At 46.1% G+C, this 18590-nt stretch carries 15 protein-coding genes; 4 read left to right on the top strand and 11 right to left on the bottom strand.

Annotated features, from left to right (window positions below):
- Positions 1–143 precede the first annotated feature (143 nt).
- Entirely contained in the window at positions 144–2717 is a 2574-nt protein-coding gene (leuS, locus tag OCU74_RS11150; protein WP_087479797.1) for a leucine--tRNA ligase, read from the bottom strand.
- 122 nt (positions 2718–2839) lie between these two features.
- Between leuS and OCU74_RS11145 the strand changes: the two genes are divergently transcribed.
- Positions 2840–3328 (top strand): zinc ribbon-containing protein, encoded by a 489-nt coding sequence (locus tag OCU74_RS11145; protein WP_087479796.1) that lies wholly within the window; start codon positions 2840–2842, stop codon positions 3326–3328.
- A 1-nt stretch (position 3329) separates the two neighbouring features.
- Here OCU74_RS11145 and lnt read toward each other — a convergent pair whose 3' ends face one another.
- From lnt to miaB, 5 genes are all read right to left on the bottom strand, one after another.
- Positions 3330–4844 carry an apolipoprotein N-acyltransferase gene (gene lnt, locus OCU74_RS11140; protein WP_087479795.1) on the bottom strand — a complete coding sequence of 505 codons (1515 nt, stop codon included), beginning with the start codon at positions 4842–4844 and terminating at the stop codon, positions 3330–3332.
- Between the two features lie 45 nt (positions 4845–4889).
- Positions 4890–5765 (bottom strand): CNNM family magnesium/cobalt transport protein CorC, encoded by an 876-nt coding sequence (corC, locus tag OCU74_RS11135; RefSeq protein WP_087479794.1) that lies wholly within the window; start codon positions 5763–5765, stop codon positions 4890–4892.
- Positions 5766–5849: 84 nt separating this feature from the next.
- Positions 5850–6314, bottom strand: a complete 465-nt coding sequence (gene ybeY / locus OCU74_RS11130; RefSeq protein ID WP_087479793.1) for an rRNA maturation RNase YbeY — start codon at positions 6312–6314, stop codon at positions 5850–5852.
- Positions 6311–7408 (bottom strand): PhoH family protein, encoded by a 1098-nt coding sequence (locus OCU74_RS11125; protein ID WP_200807663.1) that lies wholly within the window; start codon positions 7406–7408, stop codon positions 6311–6313. The genes ybeY and OCU74_RS11125 overlap by 4 nt, the downstream gene beginning before the upstream one ends.
- A 70-nt stretch (positions 7409–7478) precedes the next feature.
- Positions 7479–8903, bottom strand: coding sequence for a tRNA (N6-isopentenyl adenosine(37)-C2)-methylthiotransferase MiaB (miaB, locus tag OCU74_RS11120; RefSeq protein WP_087479792.1), 1425 nt, complete (start codon positions 8901–8903; stop codon positions 7479–7481).
- A 277-nt stretch (positions 8904–9180) separates the two neighbouring features.
- Here miaB and OCU74_RS11115 point away from each other — a divergent pair, with 277 nt between their 5' ends.
- Positions 9181–10338: a 2-octaprenyl-3-methyl-6-methoxy-1,4-benzoquinol hydroxylase gene (locus OCU74_RS11115; protein WP_087479791.1), complete on the top strand. Its 1158-nt coding sequence runs from the start codon at positions 9181–9183 to the stop codon at positions 10336–10338.
- A 73-nt stretch (positions 10339–10411) separates the two neighbouring features.
- Here the strand turns inward: OCU74_RS11115 and crr are convergent, their stop codons facing one another.
- The 5 genes from crr to cysZ form a co-directional block, all read right to left on the bottom strand.
- Positions 10412–10921: a PTS glucose transporter subunit IIA gene (gene crr / locus OCU74_RS11110; RefSeq protein WP_059120279.1), complete on the bottom strand. Its 510-nt coding sequence runs from the start codon at positions 10919–10921 to the stop codon at positions 10412–10414.
- Positions 10922–11024: 103 nt separating this feature from the next.
- The gene (gene ptsI, locus OCU74_RS11105; protein WP_087479790.1) at positions 11025–12749 is read right to left on the bottom strand and encodes a phosphoenolpyruvate-protein phosphotransferase PtsI; all 1725 of its coding nucleotides are present in this window, start codon (positions 12747–12749) and stop codon (positions 11025–11027) included.
- Positions 12750–12885: 136 nt separating this feature from the next.
- Positions 12886–13143, bottom strand: coding sequence for an HPr family phosphocarrier protein (locus tag OCU74_RS11100; protein ID WP_087479789.1), 258 nt, complete (start codon positions 13141–13143; stop codon positions 12886–12888).
- A 232-nt stretch (positions 13144–13375) separates the two neighbouring features.
- Entirely contained in the window at positions 13376–14344 is a 969-nt protein-coding gene (gene cysK, locus OCU74_RS11095) for a cysteine synthase A (RefSeq protein WP_087479788.1), read from the bottom strand.
- 210 nt (positions 14345–14554) lie between these two features.
- Entirely contained in the window at positions 14555–15301 is a 747-nt protein-coding gene (cysZ, locus tag OCU74_RS11090; protein WP_087479787.1) for a sulfate transporter CysZ, read from the bottom strand.
- Between the two features lie 232 nt (positions 15302–15533).
- On the opposite strand from cysZ, the gene zipA reads away from it, so the two are divergent.
- Positions 15534–16412: a cell division protein ZipA gene (zipA, locus tag OCU74_RS11085; protein WP_087479786.1), complete on the top strand. Its 879-nt coding sequence runs from the start codon at positions 15534–15536 to the stop codon at positions 16410–16412.
- Between the two features lie 104 nt (positions 16413–16516).
- Positions 16517–18538 carry an NAD-dependent DNA ligase LigA gene (gene ligA / locus OCU74_RS11080; RefSeq protein ID WP_087479785.1) on the top strand — a complete coding sequence of 674 codons (2022 nt, stop codon included), beginning with the start codon at positions 16517–16519 and terminating at the stop codon, positions 18536–18538.
- Positions 18539–18590: the final 52 nt, after the last annotated feature.

Below are 18590 nucleotides of genomic sequence, written 5' to 3'. Positions count from 1 at the left end.
AAATTATCTGTCTGCACAAAATCATCAGAGTCAGTAAACGGAGTTCGCTCCTGTCTACTGACTCATATGGAATGATTTAGTTCACAACGATTGAATATGTCACATGATTGTTTCAGTGACACACAACTTTTAGTGATACGTAATTAGTTTGCCACAATGCTCAGTAGTTTACCCGGGACATAGATCACTTTTCGTATCGTCAGACCGTCGGTAAATCTCTTCACATTTTCGTCTTCAAGTCCCAGACTCTCGACCTGCTCCTTAGTGGCATCAGCTGCAATGGTCAGTTTTCCACGTACTTTGCCGTTGACTTGCAGGACGATCAGTTTTTCGTCTTCAACTAACGCTTTTTCATCGTGAGCCGGCCATGATGTATGGTCAAGATCCGAGCTTCCCAGAGCCTGCCACATTTCGAAACAGATATGTGGTGTAATCGGAGAAAGCATTACAACAATGGCTCTGAGCGCTTCGTCCAGAATTGCGCGGTCCTGAATCTCATCCTGAGGCGCTTTAGCCAGTTTGTTCATCAGTTCCATAATGGCAGCAATCGCAGTGTTGAATGTTTGACGGCGGTCAATATCATCTGTGACCTTTGCAATTGTCTTATGAACTTCCCGGCGCAATGCTTTCTGTGCCGTATTCAGCGATTGTGCTTCAACAGCAGACGCTTTACCTTTTGTCGTATGCTCAAGAACCAGTTTCCAGACACGTTTCAGGAAGCGGTTGGCACCTTCAACACCAGATTCCTGCCATTCCAGTGTCATGTCGGCAGGAGAGGCAAACATCATAAACAGGCGTACGGTATCTGCGCCGTACTTATCGACCATTTCCTGAGGATCGATACCGTTGTTTTTCGATTTCGACATTTTGACCATGCCGGAATGTTCCACCTGACGCCCTTGAGAATCGACAGCCGAAGCAATACGACCTTTTCCGTCACGCTCTACTTTAACTTCTGTTGGCGAAACCCATTCTTTGCCTCCTTTTTCGTTCTGGAAGCTGAATGCGTCAGCCAGAACCATGCCTTGACACAATAGTTTCTTGAACGGTTCATCTGAAGACAGATAACCGGCATCGCGAAGCAGCTTATGGAAGAAACGTGAGTAAAGCAGGTGCATACATGCGTGTTCAATACCACCAACATATTGATCAACAGGTAACCAGTAGTTGGCCTGTTCGGTATCTACAATCTGCTCAGCTTGCGGAGAACAATAACGAGCGTAATACCACGATGATTCCATGAAAGTATCGAAAGTATCCGTTTCCCGTAATGCAGGCTGACCATTGTAGGTTGTTTCTGCCCAGGTTTTATCTGCTTTGATAGGACTGGTTACACCATCCATGACCACATCTTCTGGCAGGATAACCGGCAACTGATCAGCCGGAACCGGATGAACTTCACCATCTTCAGTAGTCACCATCGGGATTGGCGCACCCCAGTAGCGCTGACGGGAAACTCCCCAGTCACGCAGACGGAAGTTGACAGTCTTATGTCCTTTTCCTTCTGATTCAAGTTTGTCCGCGATCGCGTTCAGAGCATTGTTGAAATCAAGGCCATCAAATTCTCCGGAATTGAACAAAATACCTTTTTCGGTATATGCGGCTGCGGAGATATCGAGAGCACTGCCGTCTTCTGGCTGAATTACCGGTTGGATATCCAGACCATACTTCGTCGCAAATTCGAAGTCCCGCTGGTCATGGGCAGGAACTGCCATTACGGCGCCGGTGCCGTAATCCATTAACACGAAGTTAGCAATATAAACAGGAACTTCACTGCCATTGAGTGGATGGATAGCTTTCAGACCGGTATCGATACCTTTCTTCTCCATCGTGGCCAGCTCGGCTTCCGCAACTTTTGTGTTTTTACACTCTTCAACAAATTGTGCCACTTCTGGCTTGCTTTGTGCTGCAATCGTTGCAAGTGGGTGACCGGCAGCAATACCTACATAAGTAACACCCATCAGCGTATCCGGGCGAGTGGTATAGACTTCCAGTGAGCCGTAGTCAGGCACGTCAAACTTTAATTCAACCCCTTCGGAGCGGCCGATCCAGTTGCGCTGCATGGTTTTTACCATTTCCGGCCAGCCGTCCAGCGTTTCCAGATCATCAAGAAGTTCCTGAGCGTAAGCCGTAATTTTTATAAACCACTGTGGGATTTCTTTCTGTTCTACAGGTGTATCGCAGCGCCAGCAGCAGCCGTTTTCTACCTGTTCATTTGCCAGTACAGTCTGGTCTGTCGGGCACCAGTTGACGGAAGAGGTCTTTTTATACACTAAGCCTTTTTCATACAACTTAGTGAAGAATTCCTGTTCCCAGCGATAGTATTCCGGACGGCAGGTGGCAAATTCCCGGCTCCAGTCATAACCGAATCCCAGCAGTTTCAACTGGTTTTTCATGTATTCAATATTTTCGTATGTCCACGGTGCAGGAGCGGTTTTATTTTTGACAGCTGCATTTTCAGCCGGCAGGCCGAATGCATCCCATCCGATTGGCTGCATGACATTTTTACCTTGCAGTCGCTGGAAGCGGGAAATCACATCACCGATAGTGTAATTGCGTACGTGCCCCATGTGCAGTCGGCCACTTGGGTACGGAAACATAGATAAACAGTAAAATTTTTCTTTGGCGGGATCTTCTGTGACAGCGAATGTTTTGCTCTCTTCCCAATACGCTTGAACTTTAGGCTCAATTTCTTGTGGATTATATTGTTCTTGCATCGATGATGTCCGATTATCTTGGAATTTGTGAGTTCAGTTAGAACAGATACTAATAGATCGACATAGAATACCTAAAGCGAGAGTACACAACAATAGTCAATCTGGTTTGGGGGAGGTTTGTTATGCCAAAACATAAAACTGGATATGAAACTCTGTTACAAGAAGTTGTTGAAACGGTAAAACATAGCCCGGAAGGGCTACAACATGCGATCGAAACATCAGAGAAAGTCGTTCAGGCTGCTTCTGATATGACTAAAGATGAACTGGCATTGATTTCGGCTTATATGAGAGCCGACCTGCATGAATTCGCTGAAAATTATGAAGAGAGCAAGAGTGGACCGTTCTATGTCATGATTTCGAACTCTCTCTGGGAAGCGCTGGCTTCCATTACGGACAGAACGGCGATCGAATGGGCCGAACTGCATCAGGAACTGGAGCAACAAGGGACATACAAGGCCGGAGAAGTCATTGGTCTTGGGGTGTTGGTATGTGACCGGTGCGGTCACAAAATGGAATATAACCATCCGACAGAAATCATCCCCTGTATTACCTGTGGTCACGATCAGTTCAGTCGTGTCTCGATAAAACCAGGGGATCAGGAAGAAAGCTGAATCAGCGACGTAACCGGGTCATGAGTAGTCCGGATAATAGGCTGAATGCTATCCAGCAGTAGAGCGGCCATGAGCCGAACATGCGATAGGGTGTTTTTCCCCGAGTCGGTGTGAGTGTCGTTTTGAGCACTCCAGCCTCGAACTGCGGTAGCTTGTGGGTGATTTTCCCTCGGTAGTCGGTTATGGCAGTCACACCGTTATTGGTTGAACGGATGAGTGGGATTCCCAGTTCCAGAGCCCGCATTCTGGCAATTTCCATATGTTGCAGTGGGCCGATAGAGCGTCCGAACCAGGCATCATTTGACAGTGTGAGAAGAAAGTCAGTCTGGTCGGTGAGGTTCTCCCGGATTTGCTCATTGAAGACAATTTCGTAGCAGAGTGCTGCAACCAGAAACCGGCCATTTGCCTGAATATTCGGTTGAATATATGCTCCCGGAGAGAATGAAGACATCGGCAGGTTAAACAGCGGGGCCAGTGGACGCAACCATTGCTCAAACGGAACAAACTCTCCAAACGGAAGGAGATGATGTTTTTCATACTTTGTCCGACCTGAATTACTGTAGGCGGGAGTTCCCTGCCCCAGAGCCAGAATGCTGTTATAGAATGTATGGCTATCGGCCCGATTCAGTATTCCGGTGATCAAAGCGGAGTGATTTTTTCTGGCTGATGCATCCAGTGAACTCAGATATTCCGGCAGTTCATACTCAAATGCCGGAATTGCTGCTTCCGGCCAGATGATAATATCAGCATCCCAGTTGGCCTGCGTGTAGTCGGTATATTTTACCAGTGTCGGCCATCTTTCACTGGGTTGCCACTTTCTGGCCTGATCGATATTCCCCTGAACTAAAGCTATGGTTGTCTGGCGTTCCGGCTGGGGTGATACCCAGTGAACATAGTTCAGGCTTGCAGCAATACCATAAAGACATAGCGGGAGTAACAGAAGTCGCCATTGCCGGTTTAATGTCAGGTATGCGAAAGATGCAGAGATCACAGCGATGACCAGAGTGATGAGCTCGACGCCGCCGAGCGGAGCATAATTTGCCAGCGGCGCGTCAATCTGGCTGTATCCCAGCCATAACCATGGAAATCCGGTGAAAACCCATCCCCGGAGCCATTCGCTTACCAGCCAGAGTGCAGGTGCAACTAACAGATACCGGAGCGCTGTTTTCCCAGGAAAATATCGGTTGAGTACATAACTGAATAGTGCCGGATAAAGTGCCAGATAAGCAGAAAGCAGCAGCATCAAAAGGAGGCTGACAATTTTAGGTACACCGCCAAAGGTGTCAATACTGACATGAATCCAGTATACGCCGTGGCCGAAGAATCCCATTCCCCATAATAGTCCCAGAAGAAAAGCTTGCCCGGCTGTGCGCTGGTGTAAAAGAAGGAGCAAAGCATAAAGCGCGAGGAAAGCCAGAGGCCAGAGTGAATAGGGCGCAAAGGCAAATGAGCCGGCGGCACCGGAAAAAACGGCCACTAATGGCCGTATAAAACGAGAATAGGCTGGATTAGACATCAGTTATTATTATTTTGAGTAATAGGACAATTACCAGGTATCTTACTATTCCTGAAACTCTTCTGAAACGGTTTCAGTGTCAGGAATTGTGACTTGTAACTGGACGACACGACGGTTGTCTGCACTAGTCACTTTAAACTGATAATCGGCAAGCTGAACAACTTCCCCCCGTTCAGGCAGGTGGCCAAATGCAGTCATCACCAACCCTCCGACGGTATCAACTTCTTCATCACTGAAGTGTGTTCCGAATGTTTCATTAAAATCTTCAATGGTTGTCAGTGCATTGATTGAAAACGTATGTTTGCTTAATTTGCGGATATCCTGTTGATCTTCATCATCGGTTTCATCTTCAATATCACCAACAATTTCTTCCAGAATATCTTCAATCGTCACGAGCCCTGATACACCGCCGAATTCATCCACGACGATCGCCATGTGGTAACGTTCTTCCCGGAATTCTTTCAGTAACCGGTCAACCCGCTTACTCTCAGGGACGACAACTGCCGGGCGGATAACTTCATCAATATGGAACGGTGTGCTGGTGGAACCCAGATATTTGAGCAGATCTTTAGCCAGCAAGATGCCTTCAACATGGTCTTTGTCTTCACTGATAATCGGATATCGTGAGTGTTGAGCATCTGTAATTAGGGTAATTAATTTGTCGAGATCTGCATCTCTGTCAATAGTGACCATTTGGGAGCGGGGAATCATGATATCACGAACCCGCATTTCAGAGATTTGGATGACCCCTTCCAACATATCTTTGGTATCGTGATCGATCAGATCATTAACTTCCGAATCACGGATAACTTCTACAAGTTCCTGTCGATCTTTGGGGTCGCCCTGAAAGAGCTGACCTAAACGTCCGAAAAAGGATTTCCTACTCGGACCTTCAGAATTCTGCGAATTGTCTTCGTTCATTGTTACTCTATTAAGCCACGCTATCAGACGTGTGATAGCACACATCATAGAACCGGATCGTTACGTTATTCTAGCTAGTCGGTTCTACTGTTTCTCAGTTAAATATGGGTCCTCATAACCCAATTTCAACATGATTTCTGTTTCGAGTGACTCCATTTCTACAGCTTCGTCATCATCGATATGATCATAACCTAACAGATGAAGGCTGCCATGTACAACCATATGCGCCCAATGGGCAAATAATGGTTTGTGCTGCTCATCCGATTCCTGTTCGACAATCTGACGGCAAATCACCAGATCTCCCAAGAGATCAAGTGTCATACCCGGTGGCGATTCAAACGGAAATGACAATACATTCGTTGGCTTGTCTTTCCCCCGGTATTGATAGTTTAGTTGGTTACTTTCTTCCTGGTCAACAATCCGGATTGTGACTTCAGCCTGTTCCTGAAAAGGTGAGATAGCAGCAGTAAGCCAGCGGGAAAAATCATCACCGGAGGGTAAACCCTCCGGCTGAGCAACTGCAATTTGAAGGTCGAGTTCTATACTCATGACTTATCGGGCTCCTGTACTATCGGAGTTGTGTTCTGCAGATCATCACCTGAGCGAATTTGCTGTACTTCCCGGCGTCTTCTTTCGTACTCTTTACGTTCTTTCTGATCCTGAGCTTCCCATTTCTCATAAGCATTAATAATCCGGGCAACAACCGGGTGCCGGACTACATCGTCGGACTGAAAGAAATTAAAGCTGATTTCATCGACTTCGCTGAGCACTTCAATAGCATGACGCAATCCTGATTTTGCTCCGCGTGGCAGATCGATCTGAGTGACGTCTCCGGTGATCACGGCTCTGGAATTAAAACCAATCCGAGTCAGAAACATCTTCATCTGTTCTACGGTTGTGTTTTGGCTTTCATCAAGGATGATAAAGGCATCATTAAGTGTCCGCCCACGCATGTAGGCCAGTGGAGCAACTTCAATAACATTTCTTTCAATGAGCTTTTCCACTCGTTCAAAGCCAAGCATCTCAAACAAAGCATCATAGAGCGGACGAAGATATGGGTCGACTTTCTGGCTGAGATCACCAGGAAGAAACCCCAGTTTTTCACCGGCTTCAACAGCAGGACGTGTCAGCAGAATACGGCGAATCTCCTGACGTTCCAGAGCATCAACTGCTGCTGCGACAGCCAGATAGGTTTTCCCTGTTCCGGCAGGACCGACACCGAAGGTGATATCATGGGTGACCATATTCATCAGGTACTGCGCCTGATTCGGTGTCCGAGGTTTAATGACGCCTTTTTTCGTTTTAACGAAGACTTCTTTTCCATGAGCGAGTGATGACTCGGTATTTTGTTCCAGAATACCGGATTCTTTGATAGCCAGATGTATCTGCTCAGGTTCAATGTCTGGAATCTGCCCTCTGACCGGGGCTGTATCGACATAAAGAGTCTTTAGAATATCAAGTGCAGCAGTCGCAGTATGTGGTTTGCCGACAACGGTAAATTGCTGGCTGCGGTAGTTGATTTCGACGCCTAAACGACGTTCCAGTTGCTTAATGTTATCGTCAAACGGTCCACACAGACTTGCAAGTCGACGGTTATCGGATGGTTCCAGGCTGATTTCCAGCGTTACGATTTTATTACTCAATGTGACCTCTCATAGTGCCATTCAGGGGTGTCCGATTCTGACCGGACACCGGATGGCGGATTGTGCGAGACTAGGGCGTAAAAGTAGCGACTCCCAGTTCATCTTCTCGGCGTGTCTTTTGTATCATTTCCATTGGAGAAGTTACGACACGCAGATCCATTTCCTGCTCGGTGCGAATCAGCTCACCGCGCAGAGAGTTCGGGAAAACATCAACAATCTTCACATCGACGAACTGGCCGATGAGTTCTGCTGAACCTTCAAAGTTCACCACCCGATTGTTTTCTGTCCTTCCTCTCAGTTCCATCAGATTCTTCTTCGATGGTCCTTCAACCAGAATACGTTGCTCGCTGTCCAACATCTGACGAGAGTAACGCATTGCCTGAGAATTAATGGTTTGTTGTAATTCGTATAAGCGTTCTTTTTTAACTTCTTCACTCAGATCACAAGGGTAATCTGCCGCCGGTGTGCCCGGACGTGGAGAAAAGATAAAGCTAAAACTCATATCGAAGTCGACATCCCGAATCAGTTTCATTGTATCCTGAAAGTCTTTGTCAGACTCTCCGGGAAAGCCGACGATAAAGTCTGAGCTGATCTGGATATCCGGGCGGGCTTTACGCAGCTTACGGATGATCGATTTATATTCAATGGCTGTATGAGGCCGTTTCATCATCGTTAAGATGCGATCCGAGCCACTCTGGACTGGAAGGTGCAGAAAGCTAACCAGTTCCGGGGTATCTTCATAAACCGCGATAATATCATCAGTAAATTCCAGTGGATGGCTGGTGGTGAAACGAATGCGGTCAATCCCGTCGATGGATGCAACTAAACGTAACAGTTCAGCAAATGAGCAAATATCACCATCATGAGTCAGTCCACGATAGGCATTGACGTTTTGTCCCAGCAGATTCACTTCACGAACACCCTGTTCGGCAAGCTGGGCGATTTCATAGAGGACATCATCCATTGGACGGCTGACTTCTTCACCACGAGTATAAGGGACGACGCAGTATGTACAGTATTTTGAACAGCCTTCCATAATCGAAACATAGGCTGTTGCTCCGTCTGCCCGGGGCTCGGGAAGGCGATCAAATTTTTCGATCTCCGGGAAGGAAATATCCATGACCGGCGCTTCGGCTGACTGGGACTGCTTAATCATTTCCGGCAGGCGATGAAGTGTCTGAGGACCGAAAATAACATCAACAAATGGTGCCCGTTCCCGAATGTGGTCACCTTCCTGAGTAGCAACACATCCACCGACACCAATGACTAAGTCCGGTTTCTGATCTTTTAAGTTTTTCCAGCGACCCAATTGATGGAACACTTTTTCCTGAGCCTTTTCCCGGATCGAACAGGTATTCAGTAGTAGGACATCTGCTTCCTCTGGCTCTTCTGTTAACTCATAGCCACTTGCTGCATTGAGTAGGTCGGCCATTTTGGATGAATCATATTCATTCATTTGGCAGCCCCAGGTTTTAATTAGCAGTTTCTTACTCATCTCACTTTCGCTCGTTTTATCTGTCTCTGATTGCTTCGGAGCGTATGCTCCTAGTATATACCTAAGTCACCGTACTTGCGGTAAGCGGCGTATTGTACTGTTTTCAAAACCTGCTGACCAGTGTTTAACACAACGGCAGAAAGTTCGGCTTTATTCATCATTAGATTGTATGTGATATCCCTGTTTTATCGATGGAATTACGCAAAACTGGTTCTCAAGGCTGCGGTGAATCCGTACAATCAGAGTTGCGAAAAATTAGCCATAAGTAGTTAGTGTCATGGAAACATATCAGATAGCTGTTGTCGGTGGAGGCATGGTTGGAGCCGCCTTAGCATTGGGGTTGGCACAGCAGGGAAAGAAAGTTGTTTTACTGGAAAGTCATCAGCCGCAATCTTTTGAATCATCACAGCCGATGGACGTTCGGGTTTCCGCCATATCAATGGCTTCGGTACAGCTTCTGGAATCGTTGGGGGTATGGCAGCATATTGAAGCGATGCGGGTTTGTCCTTACCGTCGCCTTGAAACCTGGGAGTCATCCGAATGCAGGACCTGCTTTGACGCCCATGATATCGGGTTGGAACAACTTGGTTATATGGTTGAAAACCGAATTATTCAATTGGGTATCTGGCAGGCATTTGCGCAGCATCCTCATCTGACAGTGAAATGTCCGAACCGACTGAAAAGTATTGAATTCGGTGCTGAGGAAAATCGGCTGGTTCTTGATGATGATCAGGTGATTCATGCTCAGTGGATTGTTGGTGCTGATGGTGCTCACTCTCAGGTTCGTGATTTTGCCCGTATCGGTGTAACCGCCTGGGATTACCGTCAGCACTGTATGTTAATTCATGTGAAAACCGTACTGTCACAGCAAGATGTTACCTGGCAACGTTTTTATCCTTCCGGCCCTCGTTCATTCTTGCCATTGAATGGTCATCAGGCTTCTTTGGTCTGGTATGATTCTCCACGACGGATTCGCCAGTTAAGTCAACTATCTCCAAAACAATTGGTTCAGGAAATTCAGACTCATTTTCCTGAAGAGTTGGGAGAAGTTGAGGTGATTCAGCATGGTTCATTTGCACTGACACGGCGGCATGCCCAAAAGTATGTAGCGAATCGGTGCATTCTGGTTGGCGATGCGGCTCACACAATTAATCCGCTTGCAGGGCAGGGTGTGAATCTTGGTTTTAAAGATGTGAAGGCACTTTTGACGCAGATATCGGAATCCCGCCAACTTGATGAGAAAGTATTTGTTCGTTACGAACGATGCAGAAGACCGGATAATTTACTCATGCAGACCGGAATGGATGTTTTCTATAAAACATTCAGTTGCCGCCATACACCAGTGAAGGTGGTCAGAAACGCTGTGCTGAAACTGGCAAATCATGCCGGACCGTTGAAGAACCAGGTTCTTCGTTATGCGATTGGTCTGTCGTAAGACCAAATAAAAAAACGCTGCCTAAGAAAGGCAGCGTTTGACAAAAAAGGTACTTTTGACTTTGCTGTTGAACTTATTTGGTTACACGCAGAACGGGTGTTTCGCCAACAACAACTGAACCGGATAGTTTATTCAGTTCTTTGATTTCGTCCATGTTTGAAATCACAACAGGAGTCAGTGTTGATTTTGCTTTCTCTTCTAACAGGGCAAGATCAAATTCAATCACAGTGTCACCCGCTTTGACTGGCTGACCTTCTTCTGCGATACGTTTAAAGCCTTCACCTTTCAGTTCAACAGTATCGATACCGAAGTGGACGAACAACTCGACACCATCTTCTGACTCGATAGAGAATGCATGGTTTGTTTCGAAGATTTTACCGATAGTGCCATTTACAGGAGCGACCATCTTGTCTCCAGATGGTTTGATAGCAATGCCATCGCCAACGATTTTCTCAGCGAAAACAACATCAGGCACATCTTCAATATTTACGATTTCACCGGATAATGGTGCAATGATTTCAATTGCGCCTGTGTCAGCACTGTCGTCAGATACTAACTTTTTAAGTTTGTCAAACAGCCCCATTGTGTCAGCTCCTAAAGTTTGAATTTATTCTTTCGGGTTATAGTATACCAATGATATGCAGTAGGCGACCACTTTTGTCCATCTACTGCAAATGGTTACATCATTATTGTGACTTTTCTGTGATGAACTTCTCTACACAAGCTTCAATTTCTTTCGCTGTAGGAAGTGACAGAGCTTCTTCAGCCATTGCTTTGACTGCTTTGTAGTCTGCTTCACGAATCACTTTTTTCACTTTCGGGATAGAGATGCCGCTCATTGAGAATTCATCAAGACCCATTCCCAAAAGAAGTAACGTTGCCCGTTCATCACCGGCAAGTTCACCACACATACCTGTCCATTTCCCTTCTGCATGAGAAGCATCGATTACTTGCTTGATTACATTCAGTACAGCAGGAGACAGTGGGTTGTACAGGTGAGAAATCATTTCATTACCACGGTCAACAGCCAGAGTGTACTGAGTCAGGTCGTTTGTACCGATGGAGAAGAATGAAACTTCTTTAGCCAGATGGTGTGCAATTGCAGCCGCTGCCGGAGTTTCTACCATAACGCCAATTTCAATGTTTTCATCGAAAGCATAGCCTTCGTCGCGTAACTCGGCTTTATAGGTTTCAATTGCCGCTTTAAGCTCCCGGATTTCTTCAACAGAAATGATCATCGGGAACATGATACGTAGCTTACCGTGAGCAGAAGCGCGCAGGATACCACGGAGCTGATCACGTAAGATTTCACGACGGTCCAGACTGATGCGTACGGCACGCCAGCCAAGGAACGGGTTCATCTCTTTTGGCAAATCCATGTATGGCAGATCTTTATCACCACCGATATCCATGGTACGGATGATGACAGGCTCGTCCTTCATTGCTTCTGCAACTTCTTTATAGGCTTCGTACTGTTCTTGCTCAGTTGGCAAGGAAGTTCTGTCCATAAAGAGGAATTCTGTCCGGTACAGGCCGACGCCTTCACCGCCGTTGCGAGACACACCGTCACAGTCTTTCACTGTACCGATGTTTCCGCAAACTTCGACACGATGTCCGTCAACTGTTTCAGCTGGCAGATCTTTCAGCTTGGCCAGCTCTTCTTTTTCTGCAAAGAAGTTTTCGCGCACGCTTGTCGCTTCCGCCAGCTCAGCTTCGGAAGGATTAATCACGATCTTATTATTGATCGCGTCTAAAATGAGCATGTCGCCATTTTTTACATGTTTTGTCACATCGTTCGTACCAACAATAGCCGGTAACTCCAGAGAGCGGGCCATGATGGAAGTGTGTGATGTGCGACCACCAATATCTGTTGCGAAGCCCAACACGTAATTCAGGTTGATCTGTGCTGTTTCTGAAGGAGTCAGATCGTAGGCAACGAGGATAACTTGCTCGTTAATTGCGCTCAGGTTAACGATATTGATACCTAATGCGTTTTTAACAAAGCGGCTACCGATATCACGGATATCCGTTGCGCGTTCTTTCAGATATTCGTCATCTAAAGATTCCAGAGCTGCAGCCTGCTCTTCGATAACGGTGTGAATTGCATTGTCAGCATGAAGTTTGTCGTTCTTGATGAGGGCCAAAATCTCTTCTTCCAGCTCTTCATCTTCAAGCAACATGATGTGGCCTTCGAAGATAGCTTCTTTTTCTTCGCCAAACGTCTCAAGTGCTTTTTGTTTGATCACTTCCAGCTGTGCTTTGGATTTGTCACGTGCGTCGTAGAATCGTTGTACCTCAGTTTCTACTTGAGCGTCTGAGATAGTGTTGGTTTTAAGGACGATTTCGTCTTCTTGAAGTAGTAGTGCTTTACCGATAGCAATACCAGGAGATGCTAGGATGCCTGAAATCATAGCCATACCTTAAACTGGTCAATTTTACAGGGATTACAAAACTAAATGCTAACAATCGTTAGCATTCGTCATATGTCATGCATAGAAAGCCATCTTACGAGTATAGTAAAATGGCTCCAAAATTCAGTGCTTCGAATTATTCAAGGTGATCCATCAAAGCAACCAGGTGATCAACCGCTTGTTTCGCTTGAGCACCATCAGCAGAGATGGTTACAACTGTACCTTTTACAAGGCCGAGTGTTTGTAGTTTGAATAGGCTTTTAGCACTGGCACTTTTACCGTTTGAAGTCACGGTGATTTCAGCATCAAATGCTTTTGCTTCTTTCACAAACTGTGCAGCAGGACGAGTGTGAAGACCGTTTTCAGCAGTGATTTCTACTTGCTTCTCGTACATTGTATATACCCCAATTTAATTTATTTTTTTCTTAGTTTAGAACCAAATGAAGCTTAGCCTTTGTCCCCACATAACGCTAGCTAACAACGTGGGTTTCGTGCCAGAACTTCTTCTGTTCTTTATTTCGAACCTAAAAATAAAGCAAGTCCGATATTACCAAAGGTTGGGCAAGGATCAACAAAAAAGCCCCATTTCGGGGCTTTTTTCATAGAAAAATTGATTTCACCACATATTATTGTTGGTTCTCTTTCTCTGTAAATATACCTGCAAAGAGTGCTGTACTCAGGTAGCGTTCTCCAGAGCTTGGCAGAACAGTAACAATAGTTTTTCCTTCAAATTCAGGAAGTTCCGCTAGACGATTGGCTGCGACAACTGCTGCACCGGAAGAGATTCCGGCCAGAATTCCTTCTTCCTGCATCAGGCGACGGGCCATTTCAATTGCATCATCAGAAGAAACGCGTTCAACACGGTCGATCAGTGACAAATCCAGATTGCCGGGGATGAAACCTGCACCGATACCCTGAATTTTGTGAGGTGCCGGTTTGATTTCTTCTCCTGCAAGTGCCTGAGTAATGACCGGTGACTCTTCGGGCTCAACGGCAACAGAGATAATTGCTTTACCTTTTTCACCTTTGATATAGCGGCTTGTTCCCGTAAGGGTTCCACCAGTACCAACACCGGCGACAAACACATCGATTTCGCCGTCAGTTGCGTCCCAGATCTCCGGACCTGTTGTTTTTTCGTGGATTTGTGGGTTTGCCGGGTTATCGAATTGCTGAAGCAACAGATATTTATCAGGGTTGCCGGCAACAATTTCTTCTGCTTTATTAATTGCGCCTTTCATGCCTTTTGCAGCTTCGGTCAGTTCCAGATTGGCACCAAGTGCTTTTAACAGCTTACGGCGTTCTAAGCTCATTGACTCTGGCATAGTCAGTGTCAGTTTATAGCCCCGGGCAGCAGCAACAAACGCGAGTGCAATACCGGTGTTACCGCTGGTTGGTTCAACAAGTTCAACGCCTGGTTTCAATTTGCCGGACTTTTCGGCTTCCCAGATCATATTCGCACCGATACGACATTTTACGCTGAAGCTAGGGTTGCGGGATTCTACCTTAGCAAGAACGTTGCCCTTACTCACTTTGTTCAGGCGAACCAGAGGTGTGTTACCGATGGTCAGAGAGTTGTCTTCGAAAATCTTACTCATTGTTATATTCCTTTATTGCACGTTTTCGTGTTGTTTCATTCACCGAAAACACGTTTTTGTGGAGACCTGTAGAGCATAGGGGGTCAGCTAATATGATGAAAGGATTAAAAAGTTATATCTTATAGGGGTTATTGAACTTTACATATCAAGCCATGATGCGGTGTCTTGACAGCATTTACATTCAATTTCCCCGATAAGTTTGCATCATGCCTACTGTTTGAGTGCTTCGGTTTTGAACTCTCCGACCCACATCGCAGTTGCTCCGCAGACCGCTGCTGGCATCACGAGTAGATTGATGAATGGGATTGTTGTGAATAGGGCAACCAGAACGCCAAAGCCATAAGCCCGTCCCTGTTTTTCTTTTAACTGCATTCGCATGGTATTGAAACTGATTTTGTGATTATCAAAAGGATAGTCGCAGTACTGAATCGCCAGCATCCAGGATGTAAAGATAAACCAGGCCAGTGGCCCGATGGTCTGTCCGAGCCCCGGAATCAGCAGCAGGATAAATAATCCAATCATTTTAGGGATGGTATAGCGTAGTTTGCGCCACTCACGGGCAAAGATTCGGGGAAGATCTTTCACGAAACTCCAGAGGCCTTCGTCTGTCACTGAGTGACCATCGAGGAGCTTTTCAACTTTTTCGGCCAGCAGTCCATTGAATGGTGAGGCAATGATATTGGCAATGGCACTGAAGAAATACATCGTTACAAAAAGTATCGAGAGGACAACCAGTGGCCAGATAATGTAGCTGAGCCATGACAGAAAGTCAGGGACATAAGACATCAGTTGATCTATCCAGTCTCCCATTCGTGTGAGCACATAATAGAGAGCACTTCCGATCAATAGTATGTTTGCAAGCAGAGGCAGTACCACAAATCTTCGGATTCCAGGAGTAACTGCCAGTTTAAAACCGAATAAAAAATAACCGAACCCTGAACGTTTTGCTAACGTCATTCTGTTTTCCTGTTTTGTCGTGTGAAAGAAAGTAAAGTCTTTGCTGGTATTCTAACTGACCCGACATAGAATGAAAGTCAGAAAAATCCCTCAGTTCTAACATTAATTTGTTCAAATATAGGGGAGACTTTTGTTAAAGTGTGTGGATCAGTGGAGAGAATCTCTGAGCATGATATTCTTACTTAAGCGATTCTGTTCAGAAGCAAGTTATCGGGAAGACTGAGAGTTAAAGATGCAAGAATTGCGATTCGTACTCATCATCGTTGGCGCACTCGCCATCGCAGCATTACTTTTTCACGGGCTGTGGACCAGTCGGAAAGAAAGTAAATCGAAATTTGGGGACAAGCCATTAGGCAAAATAGAGGAAGAAGAAGCATCATCTGCAAAGAACACCCGGGCTTTTCAGCAGGAGAGTGATCACAAAAAGCAGCGAAAGGAACCGGATTTTTCTCTGGACAGTTCTTTTTCACTGGATAACAACACTGTCGATCCATTGATCGATGAGTATGAACATCATGATGTTTCGGATCCTTTGTTTTCAGGCTATGAACCTGAAGAAGAATACCCCCGGAACTCTGAAGAACCATCAGATGATACCGAGGCCGGATTCGAACCGGAGACTGATATCGAACCACTGCTGATGAGAGATACTCAGCAAACTGATGATGTTCAGTCGACAGAGGATGAATCGGATTATCAGGTGATTGTTCTGAATGTTCACTGTGCAGGCAGCGAACCCTTTGTTGGTACCAAGTTGTTTGACAGCCTGCAACAAAATGGTTTGCTTTATGGTGAGATGGATATCTATCATCGGCATGCTGATTTATCGGGTACCGGGAAAGTCTTGTTCAGTGTTGCCAATATAATGCAACCCGGAACGCTTAAACATGATGATCCGGCTGAATTTACCACCAAGGGAATCTCATTTTTTATGACACTTCCCTGTTATGGTGATCCTGAGCAGAATTTTAAACTGATGCTGAAAACAGCGCAGCAAATCGCTGATGATTTAGGCGGTAATGTCCTTGATGATCAGCGCTTGTTGATGACACCGGATAAGCTTGCAGAATACCGGCGTCAGATTCAGGCATTTAAAGCCCAGACCGCTTAATTAATAGTGATATAGAGATACCCAAACCAGCATTATGAGGCCGTTTGAGTATGATATGAGAAGGCTCCGGCGCGGGCCTTTTTTCATGAATCCGAGAAGTAAAAATGCAGACCATAGAACAAAAAATTCAAGATTTGCGTGACACGCTACATCATCATTCTATTTTATATTATGTTGAAGATAATCCGTCGATTCCTGATGCGGAATATGACCGTCTGATGCGGGAGCTGATCGCACTGGAAGAAGCTCATCCGGAGCTGATTTCTCCGGATTCTCCGTCACAGCGTGTCGGTGGTATGCCACTGGACGGTTTTGACACCGTACAGCATGAAATCCCGATGCTATCTCTGGACAATGCTTTTGACGATGAAGAACTGGATAGTTTTTCCCGGCGGATGAATGAGCGTCTGGCCGGACAGCAGATTTCTCTTTTTTGCTGTGAACCTAAGCTTGACGGGCTGGCTGTGAGTCTGCTTTATGAGAACGGTATTCTGGTTCGGGCTGCAACCCGCGGTGATGGTACAACCGGAGAAAACATCACTGAGAATGTCAGAACAATTCGTGCGATTCCGTTAAAACTCAGAGGGAATGACTGGCCTGCCCGGATTGAAGTCCGCGGTGAAGTTTTTATGCCCAAAGCTGGCTTTGAAGCGCTCAATGAAGCGGCAGTGAAAAAAGGGGAAAAATCATTTGTAAACCCGAGAAATGCAGCAGCCGGAAGCCTGAGACAGCTTGATTCACGGATTACGGCACAACGTCCGCTCAGTTTTTATGCTTATGGTATCGGTGTGATTGAAGGTGCTGAACTGGCTGCTTCACATTATGAGCGTCTGGCACAGTTAAAGCAGTGGGGACTGCCTATGTGTCCCGAAACACGCCGGGTTGAAAATCTGGATATGGTAAAGGCGTACTATCAGGATATTTTGCAGCGCCGGGAAAATCTGGCTTATGAGATTGATGGCGTGGTGATCAAAGTTGATGATATTACTCTTCAGGAACAATTAGGGTTTATCTCAAAAGCACCGCGTTGGGCCATTGCCTATAAGTTTCCTGCTCAGGAAGAAATGACGCGCCTGAATGATGTTGAGTTTCAGGTTGGCCGGACGGGAGCAATTACGCCTGTTGCTAAACTTGAGCCGGTATTTGTCGGCGGAGTCACCGTCAGTAATGCAACATTGCATAATGCAGATGAAATTGCCCGTTTAGGTGTTCGTGTTGGTGATATGGTCATCATTCGTCGGGCCGGAGACGTGATTCCGCAAATTGTCTCTGTCGTCATGGAGCAGCGGCCGGATGATTCCCGGGAGATTATCTTTCCATCCCATTGTCCGATTTGTCATTCTGACGTTGAACGGGTTGAAGGGGAAGCCGTTACGCGTTGTACCGGTGGCTTGGTTTGTCAGGCTCAGCGGAAAGAAGCTCTGAAGCATTTTGTGTCTCGCAAGGCGATGGATGTTGATGGTCTGGGAGAAAAAGTGATTGAACAGCTGGTCGATAAAGAGATGATCAAGACGCCGGCTGATTTATACCGCTTAACTGCCGGGCAATTGACTATTCTGGAACGTATGGGTCCTAAGTCTGCACAAAATGTTGTTCAGGCATTGCAACAATCAAAATCGACAACTTTACCCCGTTTTCTGTATTCGCTTGGTATCCGGGAGGTTGGGGAAGCGACGGCCAGCAATCTGGCGAGACATTTTCTGACACTGGATAATATCCGTAGTGCAACACATGAAGCATTGATTGAAGTTTCAGATATCGGTGCTGTCGTGGCCAGTCATATTATTGCTTTTTTCTCGGAAGAGAATAACCAGAAAGTTGTTGATGATTTGCTATCTATGGGAATTACATGGCCGGAAATTACAATTGCCACTGAAACTGTGAACGCTTTGCCATTAGCCGGGAAAACAGTGGTTCTGACCGGAACACTGACCGAGTTATCGCGCAGTGATGCCAAAGCGGCTCTTCAGGCTTTGGGGGCGAAAGTAACAGGCAGTGTTTCCAAAAATACGGATATGTTGTTTGCCGGTGATAATGCAGGTTCTAAACTTACGAAAGCACAGGAACTGGGTGTGGAAGTAAAATCAGAACAGGACCTGCTGGCTTTGATTGCTTCGGTGGCTTAAGCCTATTTTGGGTGGTTTAAGATTATTTGAGGTGGTTTAAGACTATTTTCAG

This window comes from Vibrio mangrovi (assembly GCF_024346955.1).
GTDB classification, from domain to species: Bacteria; Pseudomonadota; Gammaproteobacteria; order Enterobacterales; family Vibrionaceae; genus Vibrio; species Vibrio mangrovi.
This window is presented reverse-complemented; position numbering and strand designations above follow the sequence as displayed.